Here is a 16,366-nt window from a genome sequence, read left to right on the forward strand (position 1 = left end):
CGAGTACGGGGTCGAGGGTAGCCGCCACCGGGCAATCAGGTCCATGCCAAGTACCTCTTTGGTACGTGCCAACTTCGCCGCGCGGTAGGGACGTTGCCTGGCGATGAGGGTGTGAAGGGTGCGCCGGGACCCCGATGGGCCCCGGCGGTTCACAGCACCTTCGTCGCAAAGCGCTGGGAGATCGCGAGGGCGGCCGCCATGATGCTCAGCTGCGGATTCACCTCCGGACAGCTGGGCAGTACCGAGCCGTCGGCGATCAGCACGCCCTGCACACCACGCAGGTGCCCGTCCGGATCCGCCGGTGCCCGTTCCGGATCACCGCCCGCGGCCGCCGTGCCCGTGGGATGGAACGCGGACACATGGAGGCGGCTCGCGGTCATCGTGTCGAGCAGGGCTTCCAGTTCGGCCGGAGTGCGGGCGCGCGGGGCCTGGGGCACGCCGGTCAGCACCTCCTCGGCTCCCGCGGCGAACAGCAGGCGGCCCATGGCCCGTTGGGCGTCCAGCAGGCGACGGGCGTCGCGCTCTGCCAGGTCGTAGCGGAGCACGGTGCGCTCCCGGCCCATGACGCGTCCCGAGGGCAGGTCCGCGATCATGGCGCCGAGTGTCGCCAGCCGGTCCGTCTCCTCCAGTTCGCGGCGCAGTTCACGGCCGACGCCCGGCAGGACGAACGAACTCATGCCCGGGGGCGCCGCGGTGGCCTCGATCAGGATGCCGCCGGCGCGCAGATGCTCCACCCCTACGCTCTGCAGGACGCCCTTCCAGCCGGTGACCGGCCGGTCGAAGCGGCCCGCGACGCTGATGGCCGGGTGCACACTGAGGTTGCGGCCGAGCCGGGGGTGTCCGCCGAGGCCGGAGCGGCGCAGCAGCGGCGGGGTCTCAAGGGCTCCGGCGGCGACCACGACCAGCGGACTGAGGATCTCCAGTTCGCTGCCGTCGGGGCGGCGGACCAGCACCCCCGCGGCCCGGGGACCGCCCGGCCGGTCGGGGTCGGTGAGGATGCGCCGCACCCGGGCGCCGGTCACGATGCGCGCGCCGACCGCGCAGGCCTGCGGAAGCACGGACAGCTGCACGCTCTGCTTGGCGCCGGTGGGGCAGCCGACGATGCACTGGCAGGAGCCCTTGCAGCCCGAGGCGTTGCGCAGCAGGGGTGCCGCGGCCCAGCCCAGTTCCTCCGCTCCGGCCAGGGCGAGCAGCCCGTTGTTGCCCAGGACGTCCAACGGCTGCCGCCCCACATTCAGGGTGAGCTCGACCTCCTCGAGATGGGCGTCGAAGCCGTCGGCGGCCGCGAACCCGTAGCGGTCCCGCCAGCGGGTGAGGACGTGGTCGGGAGTGCGGTAACAGGTCCCGGAGTTGACGACGGTGGTGCCGCCGACGGCACGGCCCACGGGCAGGACGAGCGGCGGGTTGCCGACGGCGATCGTCGCGCCCGCGTCCCGGTAGAGGTCGGTGAAGCGGTCGAGCGGGGTCCGCCGCCCGAACGACGCGGTGGTGTGGTGCTCCCCCTCCTCCAGGACGACGACGCGCATACCCACGCGCGCGAGCGTCCTGGCGGCCATGGCGCCCCCGGCCCCCGATCCGACGACGACGGCATCGGCGGTGGAACGCGTGGGCCAGTCCCGGGAGGGCGTGCAGTCGAGCGGCGGATCGTCGGGGACCGGCAGCGCGGAGCCGGGGTCCCGGTGCAGCGTCCGTTCGGTGGCGGCCGCCAGCAGCAGGGGCACCTTGACCGCGTCCAGGAGGGGCAGCAGGGCGCGGCGGGAGCGGAGCGAGGTCACGACGTTCTCGCGTTCCGCCGGGGTGAGGGCGGACAGCCGCCTGCCGGTGCGGGCCACGGCGTAGGCGTCGATCACCGTGGCCGCGCCGCGCACCGCGGTCCGAGCCGGGCCCGGCATGGCGTCGAGTACCGTTTCCAGCCGCCGCGGCACGGCCCGGGTCCAGTCGGCGGTGCCGTCGTCCGCGAGCAGCGCGGCGGTGAATCCCGCCAGGGCGGCGGCGGTTCGGGGGCTCATCGGTCACCGACTTCCGCGTGGGCGGTGCCCGACAGCCGCCATGCGGCCTCCTGCCGCCATGTGCCCCACCAGCGTTCCAGCCGGATCTCCGCGTCGGCCGCCTCGCTGTTGCGGCAGACCGCGGGAGAACCGTCGGGGTCGGTGTAGTCGAGAGCCAGCGTCCTGTCCTGCGGCTGGGTCACGGTCACCCGGATGCGGCGCAGTCCGGCGCGGCCCCGCACCCGCCACTCGGGCAGGCCGATGTCCGCGCGGAACCTGCCGATTCCGGCCCAGCCCACGGCGGAGCGTTCCACACGACGGGGCCAGGTGCGGCCGTTTCGGTGCAGGCGCAGGAAGACGAGGGGCGGCAGCCGGTCGAGTCCGCGGCGCATGGACACGGCGGCGACGATCTCCAGGATGTCGCCGCCGCCCAGGTCGGCGTGGAGCCAGGACCAACGGCGGGCGTTGCCGTGGCCGTAGATGCGGGCGCTCGCGCCGGGGGCACCGTCGAGCAGCAGTTCACCGGCGCCGTACCGGACGGTCCCGCTGTAGCGGGCCCGGGCTGCGGGCAGCATGTGGGAGGCCGGCAGCAGGGGGCGTCGCCAGGACCAGCGGGGGAAGGTGTGCAGCGGCCGGCCCTCGGGTTTCTCGGTGAGCTTCCAGGTGAACGGCCCCGCGGAGCCCTCCAGCCGGCCGGGCACCGCGGAGCCGGCCTCGGTGGTGAACCCTTCCGGATGTCCCTTCCACGGGAGGGGGCCGAACCGTGCGTGCTCGACGGGGCCGTCCTTGGGGAAGACGGCCGCCCAGCCGTGGGCGTAGGCGTCGGAGCCGTCGGTGGGCGCGACGATTTCGTGGTGCAGCCAGACCCCGCTGCCGGTCGCCGGATCGGTCAGGGTCGTGTACCAGACCTCGGTCCGTCCCGGTTTCCCGTCCCAGCGCGGCGCCAGGTGCTCGTCCGCTGCGGGCGGGGCCGCACGGGGGAACCGGAAGCTCGCGAGGAACGGCAGCAGGCCGGTGGCGAGGGGGAAGCGCAGCGTGCCGTCACCGACGTGCTCACCGTTCTCGCACAGGACGTACGGCAGTACCGTCATCGACGTGAGCGGGCGCTTGGGCGACACCGACTTCCAGCCGTCCAGTGTGAGGCTCCGGCCCTCCATGGCGAAGGTGATCCGGTAGCGGATCCGGCGGCGGGCGAGGGGCGAGATCTCCAACTCGCCCACGGCGTCGGGGTCGTCGGCCCGCCCCGCTATCCGTACCCGTCCGGTCAGCCGCGCCTGCGTGGTGCGATGGGGCAGCATCATGCCCTCGGCCTCGGCCCGGAGATCGAGCCGCAGCGGGCGGTCGCGGTCCTCGTCGGCCAGGCGCACACTGCCCAGCATCGTTTCCCTGAACGCCGTTCCTCGCGGGGTCACCGGGCACCGTCCCGGCGTCCCTCGGGGCGTGCCAGCCCTTCGAGCATGATGCGTTCCGTCGTCGACAGGTAGTCGCCCGCGGCGGCACGCGCCGCTTCCGCGTCGCGGGCGGCCACGGCCTCGACGACCGGCTCCAGCCGGTCGTGAGCGGTCCTGGGATCCTGGAAGGGCCCGACCAGTGCCGCGCGCACCGGCAGGTACGCGTTGAACAGGGTGTTGGTCAGCAGGACGTACACCCGGTTGCCCGTTGCGCGGGCCAGTGCCCGGTGCACCTCGGCGTCCGCCAGTTGCACGGGGTCGCCGCCGTCCGCGTTCCCGACGGCCGCCAGCAGGGAACGCAGTTCGGCGACCTGGGCCGCCGTGGCACGGGCCGCGGCGCGTTCCGCGATCAGCGCACCGATGCTGCGGCGCACTTCGAAGATCTCACCGATCCAGTCGGGGCTGTGGCGCACGAGCATCGGCAGGAGATCCGCGCCGCCCAGACGCAGGAAATCGCGGACACGGGTACCGACTCCGTGCCGCGTCTCCAGCAGCCCGGCGTGCACCAGCCGGCCGAAGGCATGCTTCAGCGTGGTGCGGGTGACTCCGAACCCGTGGGCGAGTTCGCGTTCGGGAGGCAGATAGCTCCCGGCCGGATGGCGCCCGGCGAGGATGTCCTCACGCAGCCGTTCCTCCAGGACGTCGACGATCGTCTCGCGTGGCAGTGCTTCCACCCGGGCCCCCAACGGATCAGTGGTTCAGTGGCTGAGCCACTGAACCACTGAAGCGATGCGACGTCAATGAGCAGGGCCCGGTCCGTGCGGAGCCGTGGTACCGGGCACGGCCGCCGGCCCGTGCCCGCAGCGCGGCATCAGGCCCCCTCCGGGCCGTGCAACCGCTCCAGCAGGACGGCCGCGCTCTCCAGCAGCATGTCGAGCGCTGCCGGATAGGCGCTGGTCACCATCCGGGTGGCCAGGAGGGGGGCCGCCTCGGCGATGCGCGGGTGGGTCGAGGCGGGCAGGCGGGCGTACGTCGAACGCCACATGTCCTCGTCGGCGAGCAGCGCGGCACGGGGCAGCGCCAGGGAGGCGGCGTCGAGGGCGGCGAAGGCGAGCGTCTGGTCGATGAAGGCATGGTAGATCCGTACGGTGTCGGGCAGCGGGAACCCGGCCCCGCGCAGTACCTCCAGCACCGTCTCGTCCGCCGCCAGTTCGTTCGCCCGGCCGGTGACGCGGCCTGCGGTCAGCTGGGCCGCCTGGGGATGAGCGACGTAGGCGGCATGGATGCGCAGGCCGATGGCACGCAGGTCGGCCTGCCACCGCCCCGTCGGCTCCCAGCCGCGCAGGGCCTGCCCGATGAGGGCGTCACCGATGGCCAGGGTGAGGTCGTCCATGCCGCGGAAGTAGCGGTAGAGGGTGCTCGGGTCGCAGTCGAGCGCCATGCCCAGGCGCCGTGCGGTGAGTCCGGTGCTGCCGTGTTCCCGCAGCATCCGCAGCGCGGCCTGGACGATCAGGGTCTCGGACAGCACGGTGCCGCTCCTGGTGGGGCGGCGCCGTCGCCGCTTCTCCTCGGGTACCACCTGCTTCGGCACGACGATCTCCTCGCCCGGACGCCGGGTCCGTCTGGGCCCGGTCCGGTCCGGCCCTCACGCTTACGCCAACGCCATTGACCTTACACAGGGAGCGGGCGTTGTATCTGCGGCCGAGGGCGCGCCTCGTTTCCCCAGGGCCGGAACGGCCGAGAGACACAGAGAGCGACAGGAGTTCTTGCCATGCGCGTACTGCTCGTGGGAGCCGGCGGTGTGGGCACCGCGATCACCCGGATCGCCGCCCGGCGTGCCTTCTTCGACACGATGGTGGTGGCCGACTACGACCCGGCCAGGGCCGAGGCCGCGGTCACGGCCCTCGGCGACGACGGCCGTTTCGTCGCGGACACCGTGGATGCGGGCGACGAGGCGGCGGTGGCCGCCCTGCTGGCACGGCACCGTTGCGACGTGCTGCTCAACGCGACGGACCCGAGGTTCGTCATGCCGCTCTTCCGGGCGGCGCGCACGGCCGGCGCCACCTACCTCGACATGGCGATGTCGCTGTCCCGGCCGCACCCGCACCGCCCGTACGAGGAGTGCGGGGTCAAGCTGGGCGACGAGCAGTTCGCGCAGGCGGCCGACTGGGAGAAGGACGGCGCGCTGGCGCTCGTCGGCATGGGCGTGGAGCCGGGGCTGTCGGACGTGTTCGCCCGGTACGCGGCCGACGAACTCTTCGACGACATCGAGGAGATCGGCATCCGCGACGGCGCCGACCTGACCGTGGACGGCTATGACTTCGCGCCGTCCTTCAGCATCTGGACCACCATCGAGGAGTGTCTGAACCCGCCCGTCGTCTACGAGGCCGGGCGCGGCTGGTTCACCATGGCGCCGTTCAGCGAGCCCGAGGTGTTCGACTTCCCCGAGGGCATCGGCGAGGTCGAGTGCGTGAACGTGGAGCACGAGGAGGTGCTGCTGGTCCCGCGATGGATCGACGCCCGCCGTGTCACCTTCAAGTACGGGCTCGGCCGTGAGTTCGTCGAGACGCTGAAGACGCTCCATCTGCTGGGCCTGGACCGCACCGACCCGGTGACCGTACGCAGCGCCGGTGGCCCGGTCGCCGTCTCGCCCCGGGACGTCGTCGCGGCCTGTCTGCCGGATCCCGCGACCCTGGGCGAGCGCATGCGCGGCAAGACGTGTGCGGGCACCTGGGTGCGCGGCAGCAAGGGCGGTGCGCCGCGCGAGGTGTACCTGTACCACGTGGTCGACAACCAGTGGTCCATGGCGGAGTACGGCTGCCAGGCGGTCGTGTGGCAGACCGCCGTCAACCCCGTCGTCGCGCTGGAACTCCTCGCCGCGGGCACCTGGTCAGGCTCCGGCGTCCTCGGCCCGGAGGCGTTCCCGCCCCGGCCGTTCCTGGACCTCCTGACGGCGTACGGCTCACCGTGGGGCATGCGCGAGCATTGACATCCTCCCCTCCCCGAAGGGAGGGGATTCCTGGCTCAGGCTGCCTCCGGGAGCGGCGCTCCCGGAGGTCTTACGCCCTCGACACCAGCCGGGTTGAGACCAGCCCGGACGAGCATCACGCGGGCGGAGTTCTTGTCCCTGGGGGACACCACTTTGCGCGCGGTGCAGGTGTAGGTGCGTTCCGAAAGAGGGAGTGCGTGCTTGGTTCTCGCTCCGCACGACGCGCAGTCCATGGTGGTGTTGTGCGTCGTCGGTGGTGGTGGCGGTCTCCTTGACACCCCAGTCGACACCGAGGACTGCGCCGGTTGCGGGGGCTGCGTGTGGGTTGCGACGACGAACGACGACGCGTACCAGTGGCCGATGCTGTCCCGGTCCCGGGGGTCATCGGCGTCGAGGTCGTGCGCGCGGTCGTAATCGAGGAAGAGCTGCCGCAGTGCAGGGTCGGCCAGGATCTCGTTCTGGTCCTGAAACAGTGTGATCGCTTGGTCCGGGTGGGTGGCGAACACGAGGATCCACAAGTCGCGTTGCAGGTCCACCCATCGAGGGGTGAATCCCCAGCATGCCAGGTGCTCCAGAAGGAGACCGACCTCGGCGGGCAGCGGTGCCAGCTGCCCGGCGGCGAGCCGGCGCAGGCGTCCTTGGGTTGCCTGCAGGCCACGGATGCGGGCGGTGAGGTCGTCGTCGATCTCGCGCAGCGCCTGCTGGAACTTCTCGTCGGTCGCTGATCTCAGGTCCCGGATGCGAGCCAGGGGGACTCCGGCTTCGGCGAGGGTCCGGATCTTGATCAGGTCGATGGCGTCGTTCGCGCCGTAGCGCCGATAGCCCGACGCATCGCGGTCGGGTTCGGGGAGCAGCCCCTTGTCGTGATAGACGCGAATGGTCTTGATCGAAACTCCGACGTACCTGGCCAGTTGCCCGATGGTGATCACACGGCCATCGTCCCACTTGACCTTTCCCCAGGGGCAGGGTTGCACCCTGGCGTCATGGCGAACACGAACATCGATCGGGAGACCTTGCGTGAGCTGGCAGATGCGGGCAACGAGACCGCTCTGGACCGGCTGGCCGACCTCGCCGACGCGGCCGACGACCTCGGAGAGCTGAGCGAGCTGTTGGACGAGGGATCCATGCGCGCCGGGTTCCTCCTCACTCGACGCGCGGTAGCGACGGGGGACGTGCGCGAGCTGCAACGGATTTGCGACGCCGGGTATGACGACGCCGCGGACGAGCTGAACCGACTGCTGAAAGCACCAGCCGATGGGCATCGGGATTGAGGAACCAAGCGCCCGTAGCAGCCATCCAGGCTGCGGGTAGTCAAGTTCGCCCCGCACACGGCAGGTTCGGGCCGGTATGTTGGGCATGGCCGAACCGGTACGCGTGCGCGAGATCGATGATGACGAGGGCCGCAGGCTGCTGCGGATCGTCCGCAGAGGTAGCGGGTCGGTGGTGACCTGGCGGCGAACCCAGACGGTACTGCTGTCCGCGCAGGGCATGCCCGTGACCAAGATCGCCGAGGTGACGTTCACCAGCGCGGACCGAGTCCGCAAAGGCGGCCGGCCGAAGACCTTCACGATGCCCGAGCGGCGCGAGATCATCGCCGACGCCCCGGCCCACGTGCTGGAACAGGTCGGCGCCCGTCGCGATCCACTTCCGCCCCGGCGGGTCCTGCCCTCGGAGACAACGATCCGTCGGCTGCTGGCCCGCATCGACGGCGACGCGCTGGACCGGGCGGTCGGACACTGGCTCGCGGACCGCCGGCCGAAAGAGACCTGGACCGCCCAGCTCCGCGGCGTGGCCAGGGCGAAGGGCCGGAAGATCCATCTGCTTGCCGCGCTGGAGCACGCCACCGGCCTGGTTCTCGCCGAGTTGGACGTCGGCGAGAAGACGAACGAGATCACCTGTTTCCAACCGCTGCCGGACACCGTGGCCGAGCCGGCTGGAGTCGTTGTCACGAGCGACGCGATGCACACCCAGCGCGGGCACGCTGGTTACCTCCTCGAACGCGGGGCCCGCTACATCGCGATCGTCAAAGACAACCAGAAGAAGCCGTGCAGACAGCTCAAATCCCTCCCCTGGGGGGACGTCCCGCTCCAAGGCCACACCAGGGGCACCGGCCACGGCCGCTCGGAGATCCGCAGGATCAAGGCCGCCACCGTGAACAGCCTCCTCTTCCCCGGAGTACGCCAGGCTGTCCAGCTCAAGCGCCGCCGTACCGACCACAAGACCGGCAAGACCACTTTGAAGACCACCTGCGCCGTCACCAGCTTGACCGCCGAGCAGGCCACCTCCGCTCAACTGGCGAAACTCGACCGCGACCACTGGAAAGTTGAGGTTCTGCACCACATCAGAGACACCACGTTCGCCGAGGACGCCTCTCAACTGAGAACCGGCAACGCGCCCCGCGCGATGGCCACCTGGCGCAACCTCGCCATCGGAGCCCTACGGCTCAACGGCGCCCGCGACATCGCCGCCGGCCTGCGGCGCAACGTCCGCGACGTGACCCGTCCCCTCGCTCTCCTCGGGCTTATGTGACCAGGAACCGGCATCCCACCGAAGCTGCGCCCACGGACCTACTCGCCCGGCGGAACTCGAACGAAGCCCTCGGTCCAATCGTCCTCATCGAGCTCGCAGGGATCGAAGTAGAAGCACTCCGGTTCATCACGGAAGCCCGGTAGCAGTCGAGCCTGCCGCACACGCTCCTCCACCCGCTCGAGGGTTGAGTAGATACCAAGCAGTTTTACGTCGTCGCCGTCTGACTCGTCGCAGAACACGCCGCTTTCATCGGCGTGCACGGTCGAGCCATCATCGCCGGCTTCGTTCTGGTGGCCGACATGCCACAGCGGATACACGATCACGGGCGCGAAACTATCAGCACTCGTGGAGCCTGCCCCGTTCGACGCCCCTCACCTCCTGGAGCTCCAAGACCACGAACCGGGCATCACGCGACTTCGCCGAGGCCCTGCTACAGGAGGGCGTGTCCTTTCAACGGATAAAGACCTGGAAGACCTCCCCCGACCCCGGCTACGCCACCAAGAAGGCACGTGTCGAGCCTCCATGCAATTGCCGACGGCGAGGTCATACCCGAGGACGGCGAGCCCGACGTGGTGTTTCGCGCTCGGGCTGGTGCGCGGAGACGCCGAATCGCCCTGACAGCGATTCAACTTTCCCTGACCTGCTCCACAGGCGTCCGGTTCTTCCCCGCAAGCGGGAGGTACCCCCACCCCGGCCTGAAGGCCAGGGGCATCCTCGGAGGAACCCGGTGACCTCGTCCGGGCGCTGGGGGCGGGCCGCCTCCTCAGGCGGATTCCGCCGGGAGGAGGCGCGTCACCATGGCGTCGACCAGGGCGTCGAGGCGGTGCGGCGCGAGGAGTTCGGGGACGGTCAGGTCGTCGACGATCAGTCCCAGCATGGCCAGGTAGAGCAGGACCACCCCGGTACGGTCGCCGGGCAGGCCGTACCCGAGGTGGAAGTCGATGTTGGCGTCGAGCTCGGCGGTGAAGAACCGCGTCAGCTCCGCGTGGAGTTCGGGCCGCCGGGTGGCCTCCAGGCGCAGTTCGAGCATGGCCAGGTGACTGCTGCGTTCGCGGCGCATGCGGTCGACGAGCTGCAGCAGCAGGGTCTTGACCAGGTCGTGTGAGGGCTCGGCGGTCATGGTGCCGGCCAGCTCGGCCGGATCGGGGGTCAGGCGCTCGCGGGTGCGTCCCATGACCTGGGCCAGCATGTCGGCGCGGTGGGCGAAGTAGTTGGACGCCGTCCCGGTGGGCACGGCCGCCTCCTTGTCGACGGCGCGCAGCGTCAGGCCCCGGGAGCCCTCGCGGGCGAGGACCTCGATGGCGGCATCGAGCAAGGCGGTACGGCGGGCCGGGTTCTGACGCATCGGCAGCTCCTGGAAACGCGTTGACTCACTGCAAGTGCAGTACTACATTCAAACCACTGCAAGCACAGTACAGCAACCGTCGTGCCACCGTCGTGCGGCCGGGGTGTGCGGCCGCCCGGGCGCACACCTGCGGCGGCACCGCCGCACCGCCGCAGGGAAGAGAGACCGTATGCGCAAGCTCACCTACTACGTCGCCGTCAGCCTCGACGGCTACATCGCCGGCCCGGACGGCAACTGCGACTTCTTCCCTTTCGAGGGGGAGGTCCGGGAGGCGATCCTCGCCGAGTATCCGGAGACCATGCCGGTGCACGTCCGCGGGCCGCTCGGCCTGACCGCCACCCCGCACCGGCACTTCGACACCGTGATCATGGGGCGCGGCACCTACGAGCCGGCCCTGAAAGCGGGCATCACCAGCCCTTACGCCCACCTGGAGCAGTACGTCGTCTCGCGCACCCTGACCTCCGCCGACCCGGAGGTGCAGATCGTCTCCGACGACCCGGCCGCGCTGGTGCGCGACTTGAAGAAGCGGGACGGCATGGGCATCTGGCTGGCCGGCGGCGGCAAGCTGGCCGCCGCACTCCGCGACGAGATCGACGAACTGGTCATCAAGCGCAATCCGGTCGTCATCGGCGCCGGTGTCCCGCTGTTCGACGGCCCGTTCGCCCCCATCGGATTTCTGCCGACCGCACGCCGCGGCTTCGACTCCGGCGTCAGCATCGCCACCTACAGGAGGAAGTGACGTGAGGGCACCGTAGACCTCACGGATGTCAGGCGGTCATGGCGCCGTGCACCCGGTCGAGGCCGCCGCGGCGGTGGGTGCGTCGCCGACGTGCGAGTCCGCACCCGGCCGGAACGGGGAGCCGGCGCTGAGCGCCGTCGGCTACGCCGGGGCGCTGTCGCGCCTGTGGGTGCGTCTGCGGGCCGCGTTGTAGACGTCCCGGCTGGATCTTGTGCGGGTCATCTGGGCCAGGTCCTCGAAGAAGTTGAGGTAGGAGTAGGGGTCGCCGCGCAGCCGGCGTTCCGCGACGGCGTAGGGTCGTACGGTGTCCCAGGTGCGCAGGAGCCGGTAGTGGGTGGCCAGGAACACCAGGTCTTCTTCGACGACGCGGAACGCCACCAGGTAGGCGAGCATCTGATAGAAGGCGCACACGTGGTAGACGTCGTCGCGGATGGGTGGTTCGAGACCGCTGATGCCCTGGTCGGCGCCCTCTCCGGTGGCGAGGAGGGTCCATAACCGCTCTTCGGTGTGGACGAATTCGGTGGACCGCCACTCCTTGAAGAGATCGAGCACGAGGGGCAACTGGTTGGAGTTGTTCATCAGCCGGATCTGACGCAGGGTCAGCAGGAGGGTCACGCCGATGGCGGCCGTCGAAAGGACCAGTGTCACCGCATTGATGAGCAGCGTCTCGGTGTCCATTCGCCAAGGCTGGCACTGGCATATCAGTGGCGACAATGGCGTGCATGACCTGGCCGCCCGAAACGGCCGGGAGAAGGGCGGGCTCGGGCATGGGCGGTGCGGCGACGGCGCTGGTGGTGCAGAACAGCGCGCACGGAGGGCCGGGACGGTGGGGTGGCTGGCTGGCCGAGGGCGGGGTCGAGGTGGAGGTGGTGCGCGGGGATGCCGGGGAGGCGCTGCCGGAGCGGCTGGAGCACCGGGCTCTGATGGTGCTGGGCGGGGCGTATCTCCCGGACGACGACGAGCGTGCGCCGTGGCTGGCAGGGGCCCGAGCGCTGATGAGGCAGGCGCTGGACGGCGGGGTGCCGGTCTTCGGGATCTGTCTCGGGGGCCAGATGCTCGCGCAGGTGGCGGGCGGACGGGTGGAAGGCGAGTACGGCGAGCCGGAGTTCGGGAGCACGGTGCTGACGCTTCGGCCGGAGGCGGCGCGGGATCCGCTGTTCCACGGGCTGCCCGGGCGTCCGACGGCGATCGAGAACCACGTGGACGCCATCGTGCGGCTGCCGCAGGGGGCGCGGTGGCTGGCCAGCAGCGAGCGGTGCCCCTATCAGGCGTTCCGGGTGGGCGACGCGGCGTGGGGCGTGCAGTTCCACCCCGAGACCGGGCCGGAGCGCATCGCGCACTGGCCCGAAGACCGGCTGGAACGCTACGGGGTGGAGCGGGAGGAATTGCACCGGGTGGCGCTGCGGGAGGACCCGTCGGCCGCCCCGGTATGGCGTGAGGTGGCGTTGCGGTTCGCCGCGCGGGTGACGGGCGGCCAGGCGTAGGACGGCCGGCCGCCCCGGTCATGCGATGCCGGCCCCCGCCCCCGGTCTCGTCGCGCCCAGGGCGTGAACGAGGACTTTCCCACCGGCCCGGACGCGGCGTGGTCAGGGAGCGGGTGTGCGCAGCCCTGCGAGGACCAGGTCCGCGGCATGGCCGGCCCACGCGGGGTCGCCGCCGCGGCCGGCCATGTGGTCCGCGTAGAACGGGCCCAGCAGCGCCGACACGGCGGCCTCCGGGTCGAAGTCCTGCCGGATCTCCCCCCGGTCCCGGGCCCGTTCGAGCACCTCGCCCAGCAGGGCCCGGCGCGGCAGCACGGTCCGCTCACGCAGCAGGGCGAGCAGTTCCGGAGTGTGGGCCTCCTCCGCCAGACAGGTTCCGATGAGGGCCATGCCGCGCACACGTTCCACCGTGGACGCGAAGTCCTCCAGGATCGCCACCAGGTCCGCTCGCGTATCGCCGCTCGGGGCCGGGGCGTCGGCCATGCGCATGGCCTCCAGCGCGGCGGTGACCAGGTCCGCCTTCGTCTTCCAGCGCAGGTGGATGGTGGACTTGCTGACCTGGGCCGCCGCGGCCACCTGACTCAGGCTCATACGGGTGTAGCCGTGGGACGCGAGCAGTTCCAGCGCCGCACGGAGGATCGCCGCGTCCTTCTCCGCGGACCGCGGCCGCCCTGCGCCCTTCCCCGTGTTCCTCTGCTGCATTGTTGCAGGATAAGACCTTTCCCGAACCGGCCGGTTCGGTCCGGGGCGAGGGCCGCAGGTCAGGCGGCGGTGCGGGCTCCCTGGATGTGGAAGTTGAAGTCGGCGTGGCCCAGCGCGCCCCACAGGCGCAGCCAGAGCGGCAGCAGCATCTCGGTGCCGCGCGCCGTGCTGATGCCGCCGAGGTCGATCACGCTCTGCTGGGGCCAGCCGAAGTCGACGAGGCACTCGACAACCAGCTTTTTCGCGTCGGCATCGTCGCCCGAGACGAAGACGTGGTGCTCACCGGGCACCCTGGACGGCTCCACCATAACCTGGGCGTTCATGGTGTTGAGCGCCTTGACGACCTTCACGTCGGGGAAGGCGCGCTGGATCTGCTCGCCGAGGCTGTCGGTGTTGACCGGGTCCAGCGAGGGTGGCATGCCCTGGGAGAAGTCCAGCGGGTTGGCGATGTCCAGCAGGACCTTGCCCGCCAGGTTGTCGCGGCCCGCGGCCCGAAGGGCCTGCAGCGAGGCGGCTCCGGCCGTGGTGTTCACCACCGACTCACCGAAGGCCGCGGCGTCCGCGAAGTCCAGCAGGCGCACCCGGAGGTGCTCGGCGAGCCACGGTCCGATCGGCGGGTTGCCGTAGGAGTCGGGGTCGGTGCGGGCCAGGGTGGCCTCCGGGTCGCGGGTGCCGATGGCGACCTCATGGCCCAGGCCGACCAGCTTGCCGGCGACGGTCCGGCCGACGATGCCCGTGCCGAGGACTGCGTAGCGCATGTGAGGGGTCCTTTCGGGGTGCTGGTGACGACGCTTGCGGGTCTGTCGCCACCTGCCGAAAAAGTAAACCGAGTGGTTCGGTATTTCAAGTGCCCGAGGGACGTGTCGCCGCCGGCGGACCGCGGCGGGTTCGCGGCCCCTCTCGCCCGCACCGCGCCGAGGGGGCTCCCGCGCCGCAGGTCCGGCACGGCCTCTCAGGACCGCTGACCCTGTGCGTGCCCGTCTCACGGGCCCACCGGGGCCATGAGGACACCGGGAATGACCGGTTTGGTGGATATGCCCCTCGGGTACTCCACCTGCCTCGTCCGAAAGCAGGCGCACGACCGGAGGTCCCCCATGTCCACCCCCTGCCCCGTCCGCACCCAAGGTGGCCGTGGTCACCGGCTCCGACTCCGGGATCGGCCGCGCCACCGCCGTACGCCTCGCCGAGGCGGGGATGGACATAGGCGTCACCTGGCACAGCGACCGCAAGGGCGCCGAGAGGACCGCCGAGGAGGTACGCGGCAAGGGGCGCCGGGCCGCCGTGGCCCGGTTGGACCTCACCATGCTGCCCGCCGCCGCGGACACGTTCGACGGGCTGTGCGAGGAACTCGGCCGCCTCGACGTCCTGGTCAACAACGCCGGTACGGGCACAGCCACGCCCTTCCTCGACCTGGAGCTGCACGACGTCCGCCAGGTCCTCGACGTCGACCTGGTCGGCCCGTTCCTGTGCGGGCAGCGGGCGGCACGGCGGATGATCCGGCAGGGCGACGGCGGCCGGATCGTCAACGTGACCTCCGTGCACGAACACCAGCCCCGCGTGGGCGCCGCCCCGTACTGCGCGGCCAAGGGCGGCCTCGGCCTGCTCACCCAGGTCATGGCGCTGGAACTGGCCGAGTACGGCATCACCGTCAACGCCGTGGCACCCGGCGAGATCGCCACGCCGATGACCGGCCAGGAGGACACCGACGTGCACGGCGAGCACCGGCCCGGGGTTCCCCTCGGGCGCCCGGGCGACGCCCGCGAGGTCGCCGCCGTGATCGCCTTCCTGGCCGGCCCCGACGCCTCGTACGTCACCGGCGCGTCCTGGAGCGTGGACGGCGGCATGCTGCGGATGGGCCCGATGGCGGGCTCACATCTGACCGGTGATGACTGGCGGCGCCCCTGAGCCGCGGCCGCAGGGGTGCCGTCCGGACGGCGAGCGGCCGAGCACGAGGACCGGCCGCCCCGCGCGGCGGAGCTTGGGGTCAGGCGCCGCGGTGCGCCAAGGGGGCCCCGGCGGTGAAGGCCAGTTCGGCGAATCGTTCGCCGATGCGGCGGTGGGTGGCGGCGTCCGGGTGCAGCCGGTCGGGCAGCGGCAGCTGCGCGGCGTCGGCCTCGCCGTACAGGGCACGGCCGTCGAGATGGTGCAGGTCGGGGTCCTCGGCCGCCCGCTGTGCCACGATCCGGGCCAGCTCTTCCCGGATGACGCCCAGGGTCAGTTTCCCGCTCGCGCGCTCCGCCGGATCGCCCGCGGCCCGGAACCGCAGGCGTCCGTCACCGAGCGCGGTGAGGTCCGGCAGGCTGGGGCCGGGGGTGTCCTCGTGGATGGGGCACAGGAGGGGCGAGACGACCAGCAGCGGTGTGGTGGGGTGGCCCTCGCGAATGGTGTCCAGGAAGCCGTGGACGGCCGGGCCGAAGGCGCGCAGGCGCATCAGATCGGTGTTGACCAGGTTGAGGCCGATCTTGACGCTGATCAGGTCGGCGTGGGTGTCCCGCAGGCCCCGGGCGGTGAACGGGTCGAGCAGGGCGCTGCCGCCCAGTCCCAGGTTGATCAGTTCCACACGGCCGAGGGAGGCGGCGAGCGCGGGCCATGTGGCGGTGGGGCCCGCGGCGTCGGAGCCCTGGCTGATCGAGCTGCCGTGGTGCAGCCACACGGGGCGGCTGCGGTCGGGTGCGGGCTCCACGGGGGCGTCGGTGCGCAGGGCGACGAGTTCCGTGGTCTCGTTGTGCGGCAGCCAGATCTCGACGTTCTTGACGCCGTCGGGCAGTCCGGCGAAGCGGAGAGTGCCGACCGGGCCGGGCCGGGTCTCGGCGGTCCCGGTCGTCATGTCGATGACCAGGGTGTTGCCGCCGGTCACACCGGCCCGGCCGGCGAGACGGCCGTCGACGAGCAGGTCGTACACGCCGTCGGGGCGGGGCGGGGCGCCCGCGTAGACCCGCTTGGTGGGCAGCGTGTCCAGTTCGACGGCGGTGGCCCGGGTGCGGAAGACCAGCCGTACGCCCGAGGGCTGGGCCTCCGCCATGGCGAGTTGTGCGTCGGCGCACTGGGCGCGCGCCCGGACGGGCAGCCGGTGCGGCAGCACCCCGCGCGCGGTGTGCTCCAGGTCGAGGGCGCCCCGCAGGAGGTCCGCGGTGACGGGTGTGGTGATCCAGTCGTGCTCGGTGGGGCGCATGGCGTCAACTCGGTGATCAAAAGGTGTGGA

General features: G+C 71.5%; 16 protein-coding genes and 3 pseudogenes. 7 read left to right on the forward strand and 12 right to left on the reverse strand.

Going from position 1 to position 16,366, the window contains the following annotated elements:
* Positions 1-149 precede the first annotated feature (149 nt).
* From ACZ79I_RS02050 to ACZ79I_RS02065, 4 genes are all read right to left on the reverse strand, one after another.
* On the reverse strand, positions 150-2,009 hold the full coding sequence (locus ACZ79I_RS02050) for a GMC family oxidoreductase (protein ID WP_471493489.1): 1,860 nt from the start codon (positions 2,007-2,009) through the stop codon (positions 150-152).
* A complete protein-coding gene (locus ACZ79I_RS02055) occupies positions 2,006-3,367 on the reverse strand; it encodes a hypothetical protein (protein ID WP_471493491.1) in 1,362 nt (453 codons plus the stop codon). The genes ACZ79I_RS02050 and ACZ79I_RS02055 overlap by 4 nt, the downstream gene beginning before the upstream one ends.
* A gap of 29 nt (positions 3,368-3,396) precedes the next feature.
* A complete protein-coding gene (locus tag ACZ79I_RS02060; RefSeq protein WP_471493493.1) occupies positions 3,397-4,113 on the reverse strand; it encodes a FadR/GntR family transcriptional regulator in 717 nt (238 codons plus the stop codon).
* A gap of 137 nt (positions 4,114-4,250) precedes the next feature.
* Positions 4,251-4,970 carry a TetR/AcrR family transcriptional regulator gene (locus tag ACZ79I_RS02065; RefSeq protein WP_471493495.1) on the reverse strand — a complete coding sequence of 240 codons (720 nt, stop codon included), beginning with the start codon at positions 4,968-4,970 and terminating at the stop codon, positions 4,251-4,253.
* A 180-nt stretch (positions 4,971-5,150) separates the two neighbouring features.
* Between ACZ79I_RS02065 and ACZ79I_RS02070 the strand changes: the two genes are divergently transcribed.
* Positions 5,151-6,368, forward strand: coding sequence for a saccharopine dehydrogenase family protein (locus tag ACZ79I_RS02070; protein ID WP_471493497.1), 1,218 nt, complete (start codon positions 5,151-5,153; stop codon positions 6,366-6,368).
* A 35-nt stretch (positions 6,369-6,403) separates the two neighbouring features.
* Here the strand turns inward: ACZ79I_RS02070 and ACZ79I_RS02075 are convergent.
* Positions 6,404-6,610, reverse strand: a pseudogene (locus ACZ79I_RS02075) (RNA-guided endonuclease TnpB family protein); the annotation flags it as partial.
* 492 nt (positions 6,611-7,102) lie between these two features.
* Positions 7,103-7,342 (reverse strand): annotated as a pseudogene (locus tag ACZ79I_RS02080) (MerR family transcriptional regulator); the annotation flags it as partial.
* A gap of 9 nt (positions 7,343-7,351) precedes the next feature.
* Here ACZ79I_RS02080 and ACZ79I_RS02085 point away from each other — a divergent pair.
* On the forward strand, positions 7,352-7,639 hold the full coding sequence (locus ACZ79I_RS02085) for a hypothetical protein (RefSeq protein WP_471493499.1): 288 nt from the start codon (positions 7,352-7,354) through the stop codon (positions 7,637-7,639).
* Between the two features lie 85 nt (positions 7,640-7,724).
* Complete coding sequence (locus ACZ79I_RS02090; protein ID WP_471493501.1) at positions 7,725-8,897, forward strand: ISAs1 family transposase; 1,173 nt, start codon at positions 7,725-7,727, stop codon at positions 8,895-8,897.
* A 38-nt stretch (positions 8,898-8,935) separates the two neighbouring features.
* On the opposite strand, the gene ACZ79I_RS02095 is transcribed toward ACZ79I_RS02090, so the two are convergent.
* Complete coding sequence (locus ACZ79I_RS02095) at positions 8,936-9,220, reverse strand: DUF7336 domain-containing protein (RefSeq protein WP_471493503.1); 285 nt, start codon at positions 9,218-9,220, stop codon at positions 8,936-8,938.
* 104 nt (positions 9,221-9,324) lie between these two features.
* On the opposite strand from ACZ79I_RS02095, the pseudogene ACZ79I_RS02100 reads away from it, so the two are divergent.
* Positions 9,325-9,475: pseudogene (locus ACZ79I_RS02100) on the forward strand (IS630 family transposase); the annotation flags it as partial.
* A 185-nt stretch (positions 9,476-9,660) separates the two neighbouring features.
* On the opposite strand, the gene ACZ79I_RS02105 reads toward ACZ79I_RS02100, so the two are convergent.
* Complete coding sequence (locus tag ACZ79I_RS02105) at positions 9,661-10,242, reverse strand: TetR/AcrR family transcriptional regulator (protein WP_471493505.1); 582 nt, start codon at positions 10,240-10,242, stop codon at positions 9,661-9,663.
* A 169-nt stretch (positions 10,243-10,411) separates the two neighbouring features.
* On the opposite strand from ACZ79I_RS02105, the gene ACZ79I_RS02110 reads away from it, so the two are divergent.
* Positions 10,412-10,981, forward strand: a complete 570-nt coding sequence (locus ACZ79I_RS02110) for a dihydrofolate reductase family protein (protein WP_471493507.1) — start codon at positions 10,412-10,414, stop codon at positions 10,979-10,981.
* A 141-nt stretch (positions 10,982-11,122) separates the two neighbouring features.
* On the opposite strand, the gene ACZ79I_RS02115 is transcribed toward ACZ79I_RS02110, so the two are convergent.
* Positions 11,123-11,659 carry a DUF4760 domain-containing protein gene (locus ACZ79I_RS02115; RefSeq protein WP_471493509.1) on the reverse strand — a complete coding sequence of 179 codons (537 nt, stop codon included), beginning with the start codon at positions 11,657-11,659 and terminating at the stop codon, positions 11,123-11,125.
* Positions 11,660-11,748: 89 nt separating this feature from the next.
* Here ACZ79I_RS02115 and ACZ79I_RS02120 point away from each other — a divergent pair, with 89 nt between their 5' ends.
* Positions 11,749-12,465: a type 1 glutamine amidotransferase gene (locus ACZ79I_RS02120; protein ID WP_471504706.1), complete on the forward strand. Its 717-nt coding sequence runs from the start codon at positions 11,749-11,751 to the stop codon at positions 12,463-12,465.
* Between the two features lie 102 nt (positions 12,466-12,567).
* Here ACZ79I_RS02120 and ACZ79I_RS02125 read toward each other — a convergent pair whose 3' ends face one another.
* Positions 12,568-13,164, reverse strand: a complete 597-nt coding sequence (locus tag ACZ79I_RS02125) for a TetR/AcrR family transcriptional regulator (RefSeq protein ID WP_471493511.1) — start codon at positions 13,162-13,164, stop codon at positions 12,568-12,570.
* Between the two features lie 59 nt (positions 13,165-13,223).
* The gene (locus tag ACZ79I_RS02130; RefSeq protein WP_471493513.1) at positions 13,224-13,922 is read right to left on the reverse strand and encodes an NADPH-dependent F420 reductase; all 699 of its coding nucleotides are present in this window, start codon (positions 13,920-13,922) and stop codon (positions 13,224-13,226) included.
* A 367-nt stretch (positions 13,923-14,289) separates the two neighbouring features.
* Here ACZ79I_RS02130 and ACZ79I_RS02135 point away from each other — a divergent pair, with 367 nt between their 5' ends.
* The gene (locus ACZ79I_RS02135; protein ID WP_471493515.1) at positions 14,290-15,069 is read left to right on the forward strand and encodes an SDR family oxidoreductase; all 780 of its coding nucleotides are present in this window, start codon (positions 14,290-14,292) and stop codon (positions 15,067-15,069) included.
* Positions 15,070-15,148: 79 nt separating this feature from the next.
* Here ACZ79I_RS02135 and ACZ79I_RS02140 read toward each other — a convergent pair whose 3' ends face one another.
* On the reverse strand, positions 15,149-16,336 hold the full coding sequence (locus ACZ79I_RS02140; protein WP_471493517.1) for a GDSL-type esterase/lipase family protein: 1,188 nt from the start codon (positions 16,334-16,336) through the stop codon (positions 15,149-15,151).
* Between the last annotated feature and the right edge of the window lie 30 nt (positions 16,337-16,366).

Source organism: Streptomyces sp. PSU-S4-23 (assembly GCF_055632315.1).